Consider the following 15,332-nt stretch of genomic DNA (forward strand, 5'->3'; position numbering starts at 1 on the left):
ATCAAAGTGCTTAGCTATATTTAAGAGCGTTGGGGTTCTAGATTGTAAAAGGAACCCCAGCCTCTAGCTTCTCACATTTAACCTAGCCGTTTTCTTTCTCGGCGCTCATTTCATTTCTCTTTTTACTGATATGCTCTTTCATTTCTTTGTTCGGTTCCGGCTTCTCTAACAAATTTTTAATTAAGCCGGTGTGAGTCAGGCACAAGTAAGGGCAAGTCAGCTCCACCCACCTGATTTACTGCAGCTGTAGTCGCATGAGTAAATCAACTTTTCCTTATTCAGCGTATAGTCTGAACACTTAACCGTTCTTAACTGCTGTTCGAACGCATCGATAGCGCAAATTAAATACGGTTTACCGTAACGTCGCTTTACCCTGTTAAAAATTTAAAAGAGGTTATTTTGGCAACACCGTTAAATGAAGTGTCTACAAAACAAGTACTGCAGTGGATAGGATCACACTTAAGCCAATACAAAAAACGTGTTGCTGGGGCCATTACCGCTTTGTTTACTGCTGCTATAGCATGGTTAATGCTAGGGCAAGGCATTAAATACGCTATCGATAGTGGCTTCGTTGAAAGCGCCTCTGAAACCTTAAATCAGGCCACGGTTATTGTGCTAGTGATTACACTGATTGCCTGTATCGCGACTTATGCCCGTTTTTACTTAATGACGTGGTTAGGCGAGAGAGTTAGCGCCGACATTAGAAACCAGGTTTATTCTCATTTGCTCTCACTTCCCCCTTCATTTTTTGCAGAGCTTAGAACCGGTGAGGTTATTTCACGCTTCACTAGCGACACCACAGTAATTCAAACCGTGGTGGGCATGAGCCTCTCGATGACGCTTCGCTCGGTAGTCACCTTTGTTGGCGCGTTGGTGCTAATGGGGATATCCAGCCCACTACTTACTTTTTGCGTCATTATCGCGGTACCTGCCGTACTTGTCCCCATTAAAGTGTTGGCACCGCAAGTGCGCAAGTTCGCTAAAATTAGCCAAGATAAAGTGGCGGATTTAGGCTCTCACATAGATGAAAGCCTGCATGAAATTATGACGGTTCAAGCGTATACCGCAGAAGACAAAGAACGAGCCCACTTTTCATCTCGCGTAGAGTCTGCCATGGATGCGGCCAAGCATCGTATACATTACCGCTCTTTATTAATCGGCTGCATTATGTGCTTAAGCATAACAGCGATAATATTTATTGCTTGGGTAGGCGCACGCCAAGTATTAGAAGGCAAAATGACCGTTGGGGAATTGTCTGCCTTTCTATTTTACGCGGTGATGGCAGGCGGCAGTATTGCGACTGTAAGTGAAGTGATTGGAGAAGTACAACGCGGCGTTGGCGCCAGTGAACGCCTTTATCAGCTGCTGAATGCAACATCAGAAGTGACCTCGCTGTCTGAACACTCGGCTTCATCTCAAGTGCCTCAGGTAGCGCCCGCTATTGCGTTCAAAGACATGAGTTTTGGCTACCCAGGCACTAAGCCATTATTTAACAACCTAAACTTGAATATAAAAGCCGGTGAGAACCTTGCTCTAGTGGGGGCGAGTGGCGCTGGAAAATCATCACTATTCCAATTACTTATGCGTTTTTATGACCCCACTACCGGTGAAATCACGTTTGACGACACGCCCATTGTGGGCATGCCGCTAAGATGCTTGCGCCAACATATCGCCATTGTTACCCAAGAGCCTGTAGTATTCGCCAGTAGCGTAATGGAAAATATTCGCTATGGCAGCCCGAATGCAAGTGACGACGAAGTGATTAATGCAGCCAAAAAAGCCTTTGCTCATGAGTTTATCGATAATCTAGAAAACCGATATCACACTCAGTTGGGTGAGCGTGGCATCAAACTTTCTGGTGGTCAGAAACAACGTATCGCTATAGCCCGTGCAATATTAGCAAATCGCCCTATTCTTCTTTTAGATGAAGCAACAAGTGCGCTAGATGCCATGAGTGAACGTATGGTTCAACAGGCAATGAATCGTTTAATGGAAGGCAAGACCAGTATTGTTATCGCGCATCGCCTGGCCACCGTTCAGCATGCAGATCGTATCGTTGTGATGGATAAAGGCAGCATTGTAAGTATGGGCACACACGCAGAATTAATGAAAAGCGATACCCTGTATAGGGAATACGCTGAACTGCAATTGCTTAGCTAAGCCGCCTATGGTGCTATAACACTAGAATTTTGCTTGAGTAAAGTGGCAAAAAAAGAACGCGATAACAGCCACTAATTATCATCATTAAAAAAATAAAAAACTAAAAGATTTCGGAAAAAAAATGACAAATATGATCTCCCGATACGCGAGGGTATCGGCGTGCTGTGTGGTATTAGCACTAACCAGTGTGCCGGCTTACAGTCAATTTATGGGTGACAAACAGGCTAAGTTAGTCGTAACTGAGCCAGTCTCTTTCATGTATGAAACCCGAAAAGTGGAAGCTGTGGGCAGTGCTGAGGCGCTTCGCTCTATTGCACTTTACCCTGCTGTTGCCGATGAAGTCATCGAGGTCAATTTTGTTCCGGGCCAACTCGTTGAAGCTGGCAAAGTTTTAATAAAGCTAGATAACCGTCGCCAGAAGAATGCCGTTAAGCGTGCAGAGTTAACATTGAAAGATGCACAGCGTACACTTGATAGGCTTATCACTAGCCATGCGCAAGGCGCGGTGCCTATTAGTGAACTTGACCTTGCTCGCACTCAGCGTGACCTAGCCGAAGTTGCTTTAGAAGAAGCTATTGTCGACTTAGATGACCGGTTTATAAAAGCACCTTTTGATGGCGTTGTAGGCATTACTGACATTGAAGTGGGCGATCGAATAAACGAACAAACGTTAATCACTACTCTGGACCATAGAAGTAAGCTTTACATTAACTTCAAAGCCCCAGAAGCCGCTTTACCTGTGCTAATGAATGCGCCGGACGTGACGCTAGAGCCGTGGAGCGATCGCGAAGTGTCTATTAAAGCCGAAATTGCACAAATTGACTCGCGTATTAACGAAGCAGATCGTACTTTGCGTGCCCGCGCACTGTTAGATAACTCTGCAGACAAATTCCGCCCTGGTATGAGCTTTCGGGTAAATTTAAGTATTCAAGGCGACCGCTATGCAGCGATCCCGGAAGCCGCGTTATTATGGGGTGCCACCGGCGCTTACATTTGGCTGGCAGAGTCTGGCAAGGCAAAGCGTGTTGATGTAGACGTTCATCAACGTTTACGCGGTGCAATATTAGTGTCTGGCGCTATTAGCGAAGGAGACACATTAATTGCTGAGGGTGTGCAACGCCTTCGAAATGGACAAGCGATTACGACTGAATTGGTTGGGGGCCCCGCCAATGAGTAATACGCCTGCAACCAATGACCTCCCCTCTTTATCAATTCGACGGCCGGTACTCATAGTTGTTCTTAATTTACTGATTGCGATTGCTGGTTTATCGGCATTAAATGCACTAGAAGTACGAGAACTTCCCGACGTAGATACGCCAAGAATTACGGTGACTGCCACCTACCCTGGTGCATCACCGGAAACTGTTGATGCCGAAGTTACCAGTCGATTAGAAGGCGCGGTAGCTCGGGTCAGCGGCGTGAAAAACATTTCCGCACAAAGCGAAGAAAACTCAGCACGGATAAGAGTAGAGTTTCGCGCTGGCGTTAACTTAGAAGATGCCGCCAACGAAACCCGAGAGTCGGTGAGCCGTGTTCAGCGACAATTACCGGATGATGTTGAAGAGCTTGCCATTATTCGCGCAGACAGTGATGCCCAAGCAGTAGTAAGCCTAGCTATTTCAAGCGACACCCTAGACATGGAAACTCTGACTGAGCGTGTTGATACCGATGTCGCTCCGCTTTTTTTGAGCATTCCTGGGGTAGCCGATGTCAGCATGAGTGGCGACAGAGAACGTGTGCTTAGGGTATCTGTTGATCCCCTTCGTTTAACCAGTTTTGGGCTATCGATGGCCGAAATTGCCAGCGCATTAGAACTCGCCCCTTTTGATGTGCCAGCAGGCAGTATTCAATCTTCCGACCAAGCCTTAATTGTGCGTGCAGACGCGACATCAGTCAGTGCTGAAGACGTAGGTAACATTGTCATTTCAGGTGATATACGAATTAGCGATGTAGCCAGTGTGTATTTTGGCCCAGCCGATTCCAGCAGTATGGTTCGACTTGATGGCCGCCCTGTTATTGGCTTAGGCGTTATCCGACAAGCTAGCTCAAACACCATTGAAATTTCAGATGAAGTGCTTTCTATGGTGAAAGACTTAGATAAACGCTTTACGGACATGAAGATTGTAGTGACATCTGACGACGCTGAATTTATTCGAGATTCGGTGAAAGAAGTCGTGGTGTCGTTAAGTCTTACCGTAGCCTTGGTTATTCTTACTTTATTAGTGTTTATTGGCTCTTGGCGCGCCACTATTGTGCCAGCGCTGAGTATTCCGGTCTCACTTGCAGGTGCGTTAGGTATCATTTGGGCCATGGGCTTTTCGGTTAATATTCTAACCTTATTGGCGTTGGTGCTTGCCACAGGCATGATTGTTGATGATGCCATTGTGGTATCTGAAAACATTCAGCGCAGAAGGGCTATGGGGCTTGGTCCTCGTGCAGCAGCGGTTATTGGTACCCGCGAAGTATTCTTTGCGGTTATTGCTACCACGGCAGTACTAGCTTCGGTGTTTATACCTATCGCATTTTTGCCTTCTACCGCAGGGCGCTTATTTAGAGAATTCGGCGGCGTGCTAGCCGGAGCAGTCATTATCTCATCGTTTGTTGCTTTATCGTTAGTACCCGCGCTTACCGCTCGACTTTCAAAAAAACAATCTACGAAGTCGGGCTTTTTCGATGCTACGTTTGGCCGCTTCGGTCACGCTTGTTTACGGCTATACCAAAGGTCATTGGTGTTCGCGTTAAAATACGCATGGGCTGTTGGCATACTAAGCTTACTAGCTGGCGGTGGTGCATACCTGCTGGCCAAGAATATCGATAATGAATTAATGCCAAGTGAAGATAGAGGCACAATTCGGATATTTGCTCGTGGGCCCGATGGCGCAGGTCTGAACTTTATGGACCGACAGGCCGAGAAGATGGAGGAAATGCTATTCCCTTATGTGGAAAACGGCACCATCGACTCAATTTATACGGTGGTAGGCCAGTGGGATCCTAACATTGTATTTATTACTGTTCCGCTTAAGCATTGGGATGACCGCGACAAATCGTTACAAGACATCGTGGGTGAAATTCGCCCAGGCTTGCAAGCCATTCCAGGTGCGCCGGGCAATGCTTTTGGCGGCAACAGCCTTAATTTACGTGGCCAAGGCGGTGGTTTGGAACTGGCACTCACTGGTGATACTTATGAAAACATTCATAAAGCGGCATTGGCGTTTGCTAACGAAATAGAAAATGCGTTACCTGAAGTGGGTAGACCGCAAATCAGCTATGACCCTACCCAGCCTCAAATGCGAGTTAATATAGATAGGCGACGTGCAGAGGAATTAGGAGTGCCACTGCCAGATATTGCCAGTGCCCTTCGCGCCGCAGTAAATGGTGATGATATTGCTGATTTAAACGTAGGTGACCAAGCCATTCCCATCATGCTGCAAACTAATAATAGAAATTCTATTAACCCATCAGATCTGACTAATCTGTATGTGAAAAGCAGTACTGGTAACTTAGTGCCGTTATCCAGTGTCGCATTTATTACTGAAGAAGGCGTGGCGGCAGAGCTTGAACGCCAAGCGCAGCGCCGTGCCATTAATATCGAAATGGATTTGCCAGAAGACTTAGCGTTAAGTGATGTGGTAGACAGCATCCGCGAACTTGGCAATGAAACACTTCCCGATGGCATGGGGTTAGTATTCTTAGGTGAAGCGCAAACCTATGAAGAAACGTCTAAGCAAGTTGCCCTAACTTATGTACTCGCATTTATTATTGTACTGCTAGTATTGGCAGCGCAGTTTGAAAGTGTGAATTCAGCCGTCGTGGTTATGTTAACGGTCCCCTTCGGTATTGCTGCGGCAATTTATGCCCTGTACCTAACCAGTACGAGCATTAACATATACTCGCAAATTGGCTTAGTGATGTTGATTGGTCTTCTAGCGAAAAACGCCATATTACTTATTGAGTTTGCCGACCAGTTACGCGACAAAGGCTATAGCGTTTACGATGCCATTATAGAAGCGGGTCGGGTTCGCCTTCGCCCTATTATGATGACATTGGTGTCCACTATACTAGGTGGTCTGCCACTGATACTTTCAACCGGCGCTGGCGCTGAAGCGCGAAATGCTATTGGCTGGGTTGTATTTGGTGGGCTAGGTATTGCAGTTGTCTTCACCTTATACCTAACGCCAGTACTTTATCTTGCCCTAGCGCGATTTACTAAACCTCGCGCCGATGAAAGCCAGCGGTTAGAAGGGGAAATGCGAGACGCTGAACTGCGCGAAGAAGCCAGTGTAAGTTAAGGCCAATACAGACGGCGTGAATACTCGCTTACTCATTTGTACCTAATGTACCTTTTAAAAGCCTCGTTTTTAACGGGGCTTTTTTATAACTCAGCGGCTAATAAAGGCTGCACTATTTAAGCTTCATCATGATTATCATTGTCGCCGATTATGTAATTGGTAAAGCGTTTTTTCACTCTGCCATCAGTGATAGCGAAAAGTTATCACACTGATAGTTAAAGTATCGCATAAAATGGTTCATTCATGCCCATTTCACTGTTTATTTCATTCCCTAGCTTTTACAATCCGCGCGAATAAAAATTGCTGTTAGGAACTGACACCATGTTAGACGTGGCACTTATTGTCATCGCCATTCTTGCGCTACTGTGCGTTATCTTCGAAGACCTTATTCATGTAGACAAAGCCAAAACCACCTTGTTACTTGGCACTATCTCTTGGTTGCTTCTATTTATATTTTCCTCCTCTATTTCTCAGACCGAGCACATCAACGACGCATTGATGACTAACCTTACTGAGATTTCCACACTGTGGTTATTTTTGGTGGCAGCGATGACATTCGTGGCATATTTAAACCGAAAAGGGTTAATTGAAAATGTGATGAATATTGTGATGCCAAAGAAAATTAGCCTGAAAGCATTATTGTTCTTTACTGCTATTTTCAGTTTTTGCTTCTCCTCATTAGCCGATAACATTACGGCAACTTTGGTCTCAATTGCGCTCGTGCTATCTCTGGGCTTGCCATTGAAACAAACCATCCGCTTTTCTGTGTTGGTGGTGTTTGCCGTCAATTCTGGTGGGGTGTCATTAATTACCGGCGATGTCACAACGTTGATGATTTTCCTACAACACAAAGTATCTATTACCGAACTTCTCATGCTGATAGGTCCTTCCTTTATTACCGTGATGTTGCTAGCAGCATTATTGAGTATTGGCATTACCGGGGAAGTAAGAATTAAAAAACAGCGAAATGATATTGCAACCGTAGATTACATCATTGCCGCCATATTTCTTGCTACCATAATATTTACACTGGCCGCCAACGTCATGTTTTCCATTCCACCCGTACTTAGCTTTTTAACCGGTATGGCAGTTATGTTCATGGTGGCAACGCTCTACGGAAAACATAACGACAACGACCCCATACTTGACTACATTCGTTACATTGAATTCGACACCCTGCTGTTTTTCTTAGGCGTACTATTGCTTGTAGGTATGTTGGAACATATTCATGCACTTAACGGCTTCATGTATTTATACGATTCATTGCCTGTAAGTGTGGCTAATTATCTGATGGGGATAATGTCTTCCATGATAGATAACGTACCTTTAACCGCAGCATTGTTAAAAGCTGAAATAGCAATGACGACGCCCGAGTGGTTATCGTTCACTTATGCGGTAGGTGTGGGTGGCTCTTTATTGGTGATAGGATCTGCAGCAGGCATTGTGGCCATGAGTAAAGTGGAAGGGCTAACGTTTGCTTCCTTCCTTCGTTACTCTGGCCTATTACTACTTGCCTATAGTGTTGGCTACACCATGGTATTGCTGTTAGCTAATGCATTGTTCTAGCAAGACAATGTACTAGCAAGACAATCTACTAGCGAGAAAATGTACTGAAATCACTATTCAGTGACCCAGTCTTTGCTACCTGCCTTTGCTACCAAGCTTAGTTGCCAATCTTATTAAAAGGCTTGTTACCAAGCTTTGATACAAAAAAGTAACTTGTGTGCTTTACATCGTGCTAAGCGCTAGGCGTTTACCGAGCGCTAGATACATATGATGCATACGAGCTCTAGGAAGTTAGTGCGGAGCTTGGCTACTAACCTGATTGGGCAGCGTACTGCTGCCTGCTATCAATGCCTTTGCTAACAGTTTATGAGTAAGTACTGATAAAAGCTCTGTTTCTGCTTCACTTCGCTCTCCATCTACGCCAGTAATTGCCATGGCAACCTCTAGGGTTTTTTCCGCGTCAAAAGCCAGGTCATCTTTTAGCGATCTCATGAATTCAAGTTCATCGCCAGTATCAATAGCTTGTCTGGTCTGATAAATCGTATCGTTTAAGAAAGCTTCTCGGCAAATTGGACTTTGCCAGTCTAATTCTTCAACCATTGAATTGAGATAATCTTGTTCGGATAGCGTCACCATACCGTCTACTTGGTATAGCAAAACAGATAATTTGATAAGTGCTTGATTAAAGGTTTGTTGCTGTGAAAGTTGCATAGTTTCATCCTCTTCGTGCCATACGCATTGGCACCACTACTTGCCCGCATCCTGCTAGGCAGTTTATGTTTCTAACGAGAGTTTTAATGTTGCTCCTGCTCGTTGACAGCTATATTACGACACCATGAACAATTAAGTTCAATGTGTGAAATAAATGTAAAATAACTGTTTCATTATAGTCTTTTTACCGTGGGATCCAAGTAAATATGCGTATAAGAAGCCCAAACTAAGTGTGAATATAATTGAAAAGGATAGAGCCGCTAACGCAGCCCTAGGGTGATATCATTAATGTAGAAGTTCCCCGTAAACGTTTTGTCATTTTCACCATGGGGATCGAGGGCAAAAAATTGCTTTTCTTGATCGGCAAGCGCTTGATAGCCGCCAATCACTTGATACATCCAGACCTCTCGATCAAATCCTAATGCTTTTTCTTCGTAGTAGGTTAACGCGGTTTTCGGTTGGCCCGAATCAATGACTTCACAGAAAAAGTCTTCTATGGCCAACTGTAGTTCATCCTTTTCAAGAGATACCGTAGATTGTGCGGTTACATCAATATCTTGTGGCTCGTCGGCTTCGTCATGTTTTCCTTTACGCTGATGAATATGCGTAAGCGAGGACACAATTTCTTGATAATCATTCTCGTGCTCAACGTTATTCACATCTGGCGCAGCAGCACTAATCACGCTGTTCGATTGATTAAACAGAATTGGCACTTGCGTCAAGTTAGTGTAGTTACCCGGCGCAAAGTCAGGGTGTTGCTCCATGTGCAGCAAGTAGCCCTTAAGTAAGCGAGTACGACCTTGGAATTCTCTGAATCGCCCGAGTAAATCTATCAAGCGCGCTTGTACTACTGAGAGTTCTTGCGCGGCTTTTGAAAAGCGCTGTTGCAAAGACACCACCAGCAAATGGCGAAGCTCTCGGTTTGAGCCAGCGATTTCACTTAATTCGTCAAAGCGGAAACATTCCAGCTGTGACAGCAAGTCAGTAACTTGCCCTTGCGCCAGTTCGTTTTCACGAATTTTCGCATCTACCGACGACACATAACCAAACTCATTAGTTATACGCCCGAACAACACACGTACGCTGTTCGATAATGACTCAGACAGTTGATACACATGTTCGGTTAAATCGCTCATATGAGCAGCAGATTCGTTGTATTTATTATAATGCAGGGCTTCTTTGTAATGCTCGGCTAAGGTTTTTAAGCTCGCTAGCGAGGCACCGATATTAGCATTAATCGTACGGTTTCTTTCGTCTTGTAAGCTACCTTCTAGTAACGTACGCACCGCGCTTTTAAGCCGCAACTCACTTTGTGACTCTGGGCGCCAAAGCACGCCAAGCTGCACCAGTTGCCCTAATACTTTAGGGCTGTGATTTTGCTCATCAACCGTGCCGCTAATATAAGCCTGCATGATAAGGTCGCTGTGCTTACCCAATGCATTCAGTAAGCGAGTGCCTGTTTGAATAAGCGCTTGGCTCATAACAAACTACCCTGGGTTATAGCAGCATCAGCTTGCTCAGATAAACTTAGCGCTTCGGTTTCATCAATAAAACGCAGCATTTCATAAAGGTGCTCTACCTTACCGGTGGCAAGGTAAATCTGCTTTTCTGGGTTTGGCTTGGTTAAGTAGCCCATTTCAGTTAGGCGCTTAAATACCTGCTTTAACTGACCATCTAGATTCACGCTGGTAGAACCAAACATGCGGTAACGAGAAATTTTCTCTAGTTGCTCGGCATACGCAGGGGTATCTTCAATAGTGGTTTGCAGTTCGTTCAAGCGAATAGCATTGCCCATGGTAACCGGCATATCAGATTCATTGGCTTGTTGTACTAACAATAACCATTCCACCAGCGGCACTAAATTAGACGCAGTATCTTGAAACTGTTGCGTTAGCATTTTGCGCTCTGCCTCACCAATGGTGAGGTAACTGGCAAAAAACACATCGCCTTCAGCTGTGCTTGAAAGTGTGCGATTTAGCATGGCTAAATGTGGCTCTAGTTGCTGGGCTTTTTCACGGTTTTTTAAAAAACGCCATGCTTCTTCGTCAGTAACCTGACAAATAAACGTTCCTTGCAATAGTGCGCTTAACACGCGGCCTTGTTCAGTCATCATGATAATGTCTCCTGGCTAGCGGCGTTCCCTTTATCTTGTGCTTTTTTTGCTTGTAGGCGAGCGGCAATACCACTGGTTCTAGGCTGAACCACCTGCAACTGGCGGGTTACTTTGTCAATTAAGTAGCGGTTTTCAAACAAAGTAAGTACTTCCGATTCAGGATTAGGAAACGCCCCGACTACGCTAATGTTATTATTCTGACAGGCATCAAATATTTTCTTCACATTGCTTTGATGCAGCGTACCTAGTTCATCAATTGGCCAGTGTACGGTTGCTTCTGCATCGCCTCGCAATAAACGGGTAAAGGCCAGTAAGAATTTACATAAAATAAGGTAAGCCATACCATGACTAGACGATTCATTTAACTGGCGATCGGTGCGAATAACCAAGTCGCTCTTGCCTTCACGTAAATGAAGTTCGATATCAAGCAATTTACTGATGCCGCCAGTAAGTGCAGCGCGCCCTAAAATGTCTAGCACACGACGCATACTTAGCCCGTACTCTTCATCAGGCAAGGTATTTGCGCCCTCTTCCATCCAGTGCTCGTACAGCTTTCTAAACTGCTCTAGTTCTGGCCAAAATTCTAGCTCGCTAATGCGAGATCGAATTTTCACAGCTGAATCAGACACGCCATCTAGGAACAACTCACCGTCGACTTCTTGGGTAATTCGGCGGCTTTGCGACACAATACGCTTGTCTATATCTGCAAGTACAAAGTAGTACTGAGACAAATCGGCACCGAATATTCTGCCTTGCTCACGTAGGCCTTGCAGTTTCTGAGGTACTATCACGTTAAGCAGCTGAGATAAGTGCGATACCATACGGCGATGGTCGAAGCTCTTTACTCCATGGGCGTTAATGGTGGCGCATTCTTCGCGAGCCCGTTCCCATGTATCAGAAAGCCCAGTTCCAGCTTGCGCTGCTATTAACTGATCAAACCTTTCTACATAGGCGCGAATATCACTATAAAGGGTATCTCGTTCTTGCAAGTGCCCTTGAACTTCAGAAATACGCTGGTTCACACTGACATCGTCATGCTTAATTTCAGTAAACTCTTTCGCGGCTTGCAGGGTAAGCTTACTGAGTGACTTACTTAACGTTCGAACTTGTTCTAGTTGATCTGTTGCTGTCTTCAGCCTAGCTTCAAGTAAAGCTTGCTGTTCTTGTAATTGTTCCCGCGTCGCTTTGTACTCGCTTTGTTTTTGAGCTAAACCGCGTTCAGATTCTCCTAAAGATTTCCGTGCTTTCGCTAGTTCGTCCTGCCACACCACTTTTTGTTTAGTGAAAATGTTGGCATACCAACGTTCATAATCAGCCACCTTATGGCGGTGGGCTTCAGTGCGGTTTATATCTTCTTTCAGCTTATTAATTTGCTTTTTAAGCTGACCTATTTCGTCTATATCTACACCGCGATTATTCAGCTCATTTTCAAGCCACTTCTGCATGTCTTCACGGTCGCGAGCGGCATTCGCTTTTGCCTGCTGCATGTCTTTATCAATTTGAGAAATACGCCCTGTGCTATCGGCAATTAGCTGTTGCCAATGGAAGCTATGTTCTGTTTCCGACTCTCGCTGCTGATCTTTTATTTCGTCACGGCTAAGTTCATATTGGGCTTTGGCTTGTTTTTGGGCTTGAAGATTAGCTTCAAGCTTTGTTTTCGCCTTTTGCTTGCGCGCGGAAAGCGCCTGCTGATATTCACTTAACAGGCTATCACGGTCTTGTTGAGTGCGCTTACGGCTAGCTTCAGCACTTTTAACCGCATTGTCTTTTTGCGTCATCGACAATTCAGCATTGCGAACATCTTCATTGGCTTTAGCTAAGCGCGTTTCACATTCATTTTGCGCAGCAAGTGATGCCGCTTGACGAGTTTCGGCTAATTGAAGTTGTTGCTTCAAGGCTTGTTCAGTTTGCGCGTATTCAGGCGTTTCAAGCTCTGAGAGGGCTAAGTTGATGCCCATCAGCGAAGTGCTAGTTTCGCTGGTGTCTGATTTAGCGTCCGATTTAGCGTTCGATTTAGCGTCTTCGGCAGCTTTAGTCACGCTGGGGCTTAAGTCGTTTCGGTCGAGCAATTCAGGGCGAAGTACTTTACCTAGGGTTAATTCCCAATCATCAACATTGGCACGTAAGAACTCTAGCAATGAGCCCTCACCTGGGTACAGCAAACTATTGATTTTTGAAACTGCACTTTCTTCTTTTTGAAAGGCAACGCGCGCTTTATCAAGGGCGTTTGAAGCATCTTGCCTAAACTGGACCGCTTTACTATGGGCTTGCTGAGTTTGTCGGTAAGCCGCTCGAGCTGCATCTTCGTTAACTGACGCTTCTTTAGTAGCGGCATCAAGCAAATCTAATTGCGACTGCTCAAATTCGTTGTAACCCGCGTTAGATAGCGAGGCCTTTAGTTCAGCTTCCGCGACTTTAAGTTCGCCAGATGCGGTTTGATAATTTGCTTGTAAGGTGCTGAGCTGGCCTGCGTAATCATCGCGAATGCGGGCAATGGCTTCATGTTCTTGTTGGGTTTGCTCTGCTTTGGTTTCCGCTGCCTCTTGCCTAGCCGCTGATAGCGACTCTAACGAAAGTGACAACTTATCGCCTAGTTCAGCCAATCGTTTGTTATAAGCTGATTCAATATCTTGGTGTTTTTCGGTAAGTAATAGATAGCGGCTGTCGGCCAATTCACGGGCGTTTTGCCATTGCGCTAAATTGGCAACGTCTTCTTTTAACTGGTCAATATTCTGGTCTTGCCATTTATCGAATTCACGCTCAACGGTATCGAGTTCACTGGTGTATTTTTCAACATCAGCACGGGCAGAGGAAATAACTTGGTTAAGGTGATCGCGGGTATCGTGCCACTGACTATCCGTTTGTTTACGCTGAAATGTATTCTCATCTAATTCGTTTTTAGTGGTATCAACGCGGGTAGATAGATGCACTTTATCCAACTCAAAGCTGTGCTTTAAGTTAGCTAATAGTTGCTCAGTGCTGCTTAACGCCATATCGGCTTGTTCAAGCTTGCTGAACTCAGGGCGAATATTGTCGAACTGTTTGATTAACTGGCACTCTTTAATCCAGTCATCAACACGGTGACGGCTTAAACCTGAAGTAGGCGGTGTTACCCCGTCTTCTTCCAAAATAGCGGCAATCATGGCTTTGATGGTTTCCATCTTGCCTTCTTTCGAATGCACCGCTTTTGCAAGTTTTTCGATATGACGCATGTGCTTGCTTGGCTCGCACAGGCTAAATATTTTAGCGTAACCTAACAGCTCTCGGCCGTTACCGCTTTGGTTTAATACACCATGATCGTTTTGCACAATTGCACGGAAATCTTTGGTGTTAAGTAAGCTGGTTACCATCACGTTATTGCGTTTCATGGCGCGGGCAAGTTCAGCGCTACTTACGCTAATGTGCTTGCCACTTTTTTGCTTAATTAAGTAATCATCAATATCGAACGGCTTACCCACCAAACGATAGTTAACACCCGTACCATTGGAGCTTAAGACCGCTTGGCACAAATCACCATCGGCGCGCGCATACTCATAAATAATGAAACTAGATAAACGAGGTAAGTACCAACGTTCAAAACTGTCACGGGTGGCAGGTACTACACGACTAGGATATTCGCCGTAAAAAACCGGAATGAGCCGCTGCAAGGTAGTTTTACCCGATGCATTTGTACCACAAATGTTGGTATGCCCATCAAGCTTCAATTCTACTACACCCGGTAAATGGGTATCGATGAGAACAATACGTTTTAAGCCTGCCATTCAGTATCCTATATTTTTGAGTCTTTGCATGTAGCCTGAATAAGCTACTACCACGTTAATCAACCGTCTTTATCATTCCATGTTTAACAAACTATTACTGTCTTTAGACACGCTTGTTAAATGGTTAATTAGCCGGTCAGTGTATTATGAATTGAATGATTTGCACAGATGGGAAAAGGGTTTGTGGCATGCCAGAGCAAATGAATGCTGCTTTTTTATTCAAAGGCTGCTCAATATTAACATGCGCTTTGTTCCAAAGAACTAGGCTAGGCAAAAGCAGGACAAGATGTGAGCATATTTATAGGGAGAAAAGTGAGTTAATCGGGTTATCTATTTACTCTGATACCCTTGCGGTTTCAGCGTTGAACCCGTGTTCAGCCAACCAGTCAAAACCATCTGATGCAGTTTCAAAGTGGCGTGTTGACCCTTTTTGTTTTTGCAGATCGATCATACGGTCAAGCTGATAGGTTTTTAATGCGTTGTCTTTATAGACTCTCGCGGTATGGGTCATATTATTTGCTTCCGCCCACACCAGCATTTCGTTGATTACAGGCTCTGCATCAGGAGTTGATAACGCCCACTCATCAAAATAAACTAAATGTGCCCATGGCGCGTGGCTTATCATTCGACCTGTATCTTTAAAGGCTTTGCTAAAGCTCTCAGTAATCATTGCGTCCCACGCACCTTTTACGTGGATGACAACAATATTATTGTCTCGTCTAATAACATAATGTTTATTCTTCATTTTAACTAAGCACTCGCCCGTTTTATCAGAAGCTTTATTTTAATATA

The 15,332-nt window shown here is 44.8% G+C and carries 9 protein-coding genes; 4 read left to right on the plus strand and 5 right to left on the minus strand.

The features are described from left to right. Positions 1-399 precede the first annotated feature (399 nt). The 4 genes from C7Y69_RS03880 to nhaD all read left to right on the plus strand — a co-directional run bounded on the left by C7Y69_RS03880 (position 400) and on the right by nhaD (position 8,015). Positions 400-2,160 (plus strand): ABC transporter transmembrane domain-containing protein, encoded by a 1,761-nt coding sequence (locus tag C7Y69_RS03880; RefSeq protein WP_126871878.1) that lies wholly within the window; start codon positions 400-402, stop codon positions 2,158-2,160. A 130-nt stretch (positions 2,161-2,290) separates the two neighbouring features. Then, positions 2,291-3,337: an efflux RND transporter periplasmic adaptor subunit gene (locus tag C7Y69_RS03885; protein WP_409513415.1), complete on the plus strand. Its 1,047-nt coding sequence runs from the start codon at positions 2,291-2,293 to the stop codon at positions 3,335-3,337. Beyond that, positions 3,330-6,449 carry an efflux RND transporter permease subunit gene (locus C7Y69_RS03890; protein WP_126871879.1) on the plus strand — a complete coding sequence of 1,040 codons (3,120 nt, stop codon included), beginning with the start codon at positions 3,330-3,332 and terminating at the stop codon, positions 6,447-6,449. Before C7Y69_RS03885 ends, C7Y69_RS03890 begins: the two co-directional genes overlap by 8 nt. A 321-nt stretch (positions 6,450-6,770) precedes the next feature. After that, positions 6,771-8,015 carry a sodium:proton antiporter NhaD gene (gene nhaD, locus C7Y69_RS03895; protein WP_126871880.1) on the plus strand — a complete coding sequence of 415 codons (1,245 nt, stop codon included), beginning with the start codon at positions 6,771-6,773 and terminating at the stop codon, positions 8,013-8,015. 231 nt (positions 8,016-8,246) lie between these two features. On the opposite strand, the gene C7Y69_RS03900 is transcribed toward nhaD, so the two are convergent. The 5 genes from C7Y69_RS03900 to C7Y69_RS03920 form a co-directional block, all read right to left on the minus strand. Then, the gene (locus tag C7Y69_RS03900) at positions 8,247-8,666 is read right to left on the minus strand and encodes a TerB family tellurite resistance protein (protein WP_126871881.1); all 420 of its coding nucleotides are present in this window, start codon (positions 8,664-8,666) and stop codon (positions 8,247-8,249) included. 260 nt (positions 8,667-8,926) lie between these two features. Next, positions 8,927-10,147: a phosphoenolpyruvate carboxylase gene (locus tag C7Y69_RS03905; protein ID WP_126871882.1), complete on the minus strand. Its 1,221-nt coding sequence runs from the start codon at positions 10,145-10,147 to the stop codon at positions 8,927-8,929. After that, the gene (locus C7Y69_RS03910; protein WP_126871883.1) at positions 10,144-10,779 is read right to left on the minus strand and encodes a condensin complex protein MksE; all 636 of its coding nucleotides are present in this window, start codon (positions 10,777-10,779) and stop codon (positions 10,144-10,146) included. The genes C7Y69_RS03905 and C7Y69_RS03910 overlap by 4 nt, the downstream gene beginning before the upstream one ends. Beyond that, positions 10,776-14,540: an ATP-binding protein gene (locus C7Y69_RS03915; RefSeq protein WP_126871884.1), complete on the minus strand. Its 3,765-nt coding sequence runs from the start codon at positions 14,538-14,540 to the stop codon at positions 10,776-10,778. The genes C7Y69_RS03910 and C7Y69_RS03915 overlap by 4 nt, the downstream gene beginning before the upstream one ends. Positions 14,541-14,874: 334 nt before the next feature. Beyond that, the gene (locus C7Y69_RS03920) at positions 14,875-15,285 is read right to left on the minus strand and encodes a hypothetical protein (RefSeq protein ID WP_126871885.1); all 411 of its coding nucleotides are present in this window, start codon (positions 15,283-15,285) and stop codon (positions 14,875-14,877) included. Between the last annotated feature and the right edge of the window lie 47 nt (positions 15,286-15,332).

The organism is Alteromonas sp. KS69, assembly GCF_003989595.1.
GTDB classification, from domain to species: Bacteria; Pseudomonadota; Gammaproteobacteria; order Enterobacterales; family Alteromonadaceae; genus Alteromonas; species Alteromonas naphthalenivorans.

What these genes read in the sequence shown, in the direction of transcription:
- C7Y69_RS03885 (WP_409513415.1), top strand. Translation starts at nt 2,291, where the DNA reads ATGATCTCCCGATACGCGAGGGTATCGGCGTGCTGTGTGGTATTAGCA.
- C7Y69_RS03890 (WP_126871879.1), top strand. Translation starts at nt 3,330, where the DNA reads ATGAGTAATACGCCTGCAACCAATGACCTCCCCTCTTTATCAATTCGA.
- nhaD (WP_126871880.1), top strand. Translation starts at nt 6,771, where the DNA reads ATGTTAGACGTGGCACTTATTGTCATCGCCATTCTTGCGCTACTGTGC.
- C7Y69_RS03900 (WP_126871881.1), bottom strand. Translation starts at nt 8,666, where the DNA reads ATGCAACTTTCACAGCAACAAACCTTTAATCAAGCACTTATCAAATTA.
- C7Y69_RS03905 (WP_126871882.1), bottom strand. Translation starts at nt 10,147, where the DNA reads ATGAGCCAAGCGCTTATTCAAACAGGCACTCGCTTACTGAATGCATTG.
- C7Y69_RS03910 (WP_126871883.1), bottom strand. Translation starts at nt 10,779, where the DNA reads ATGATGACTGAACAAGGCCGCGTGTTAAGCGCACTATTGCAAGGAACG.
- C7Y69_RS03915 (WP_126871884.1), bottom strand. Translation starts at nt 14,540, where the DNA reads ATGGCAGGCTTAAAACGTATTGTTCTCATCGATACCCATTTACCGGGT.
- C7Y69_RS03920 (WP_126871885.1), bottom strand. Translation starts at nt 15,285, where the DNA reads ATGAAGAATAAACATTATGTTATTAGACGAGACAATAATATTGTTGTC.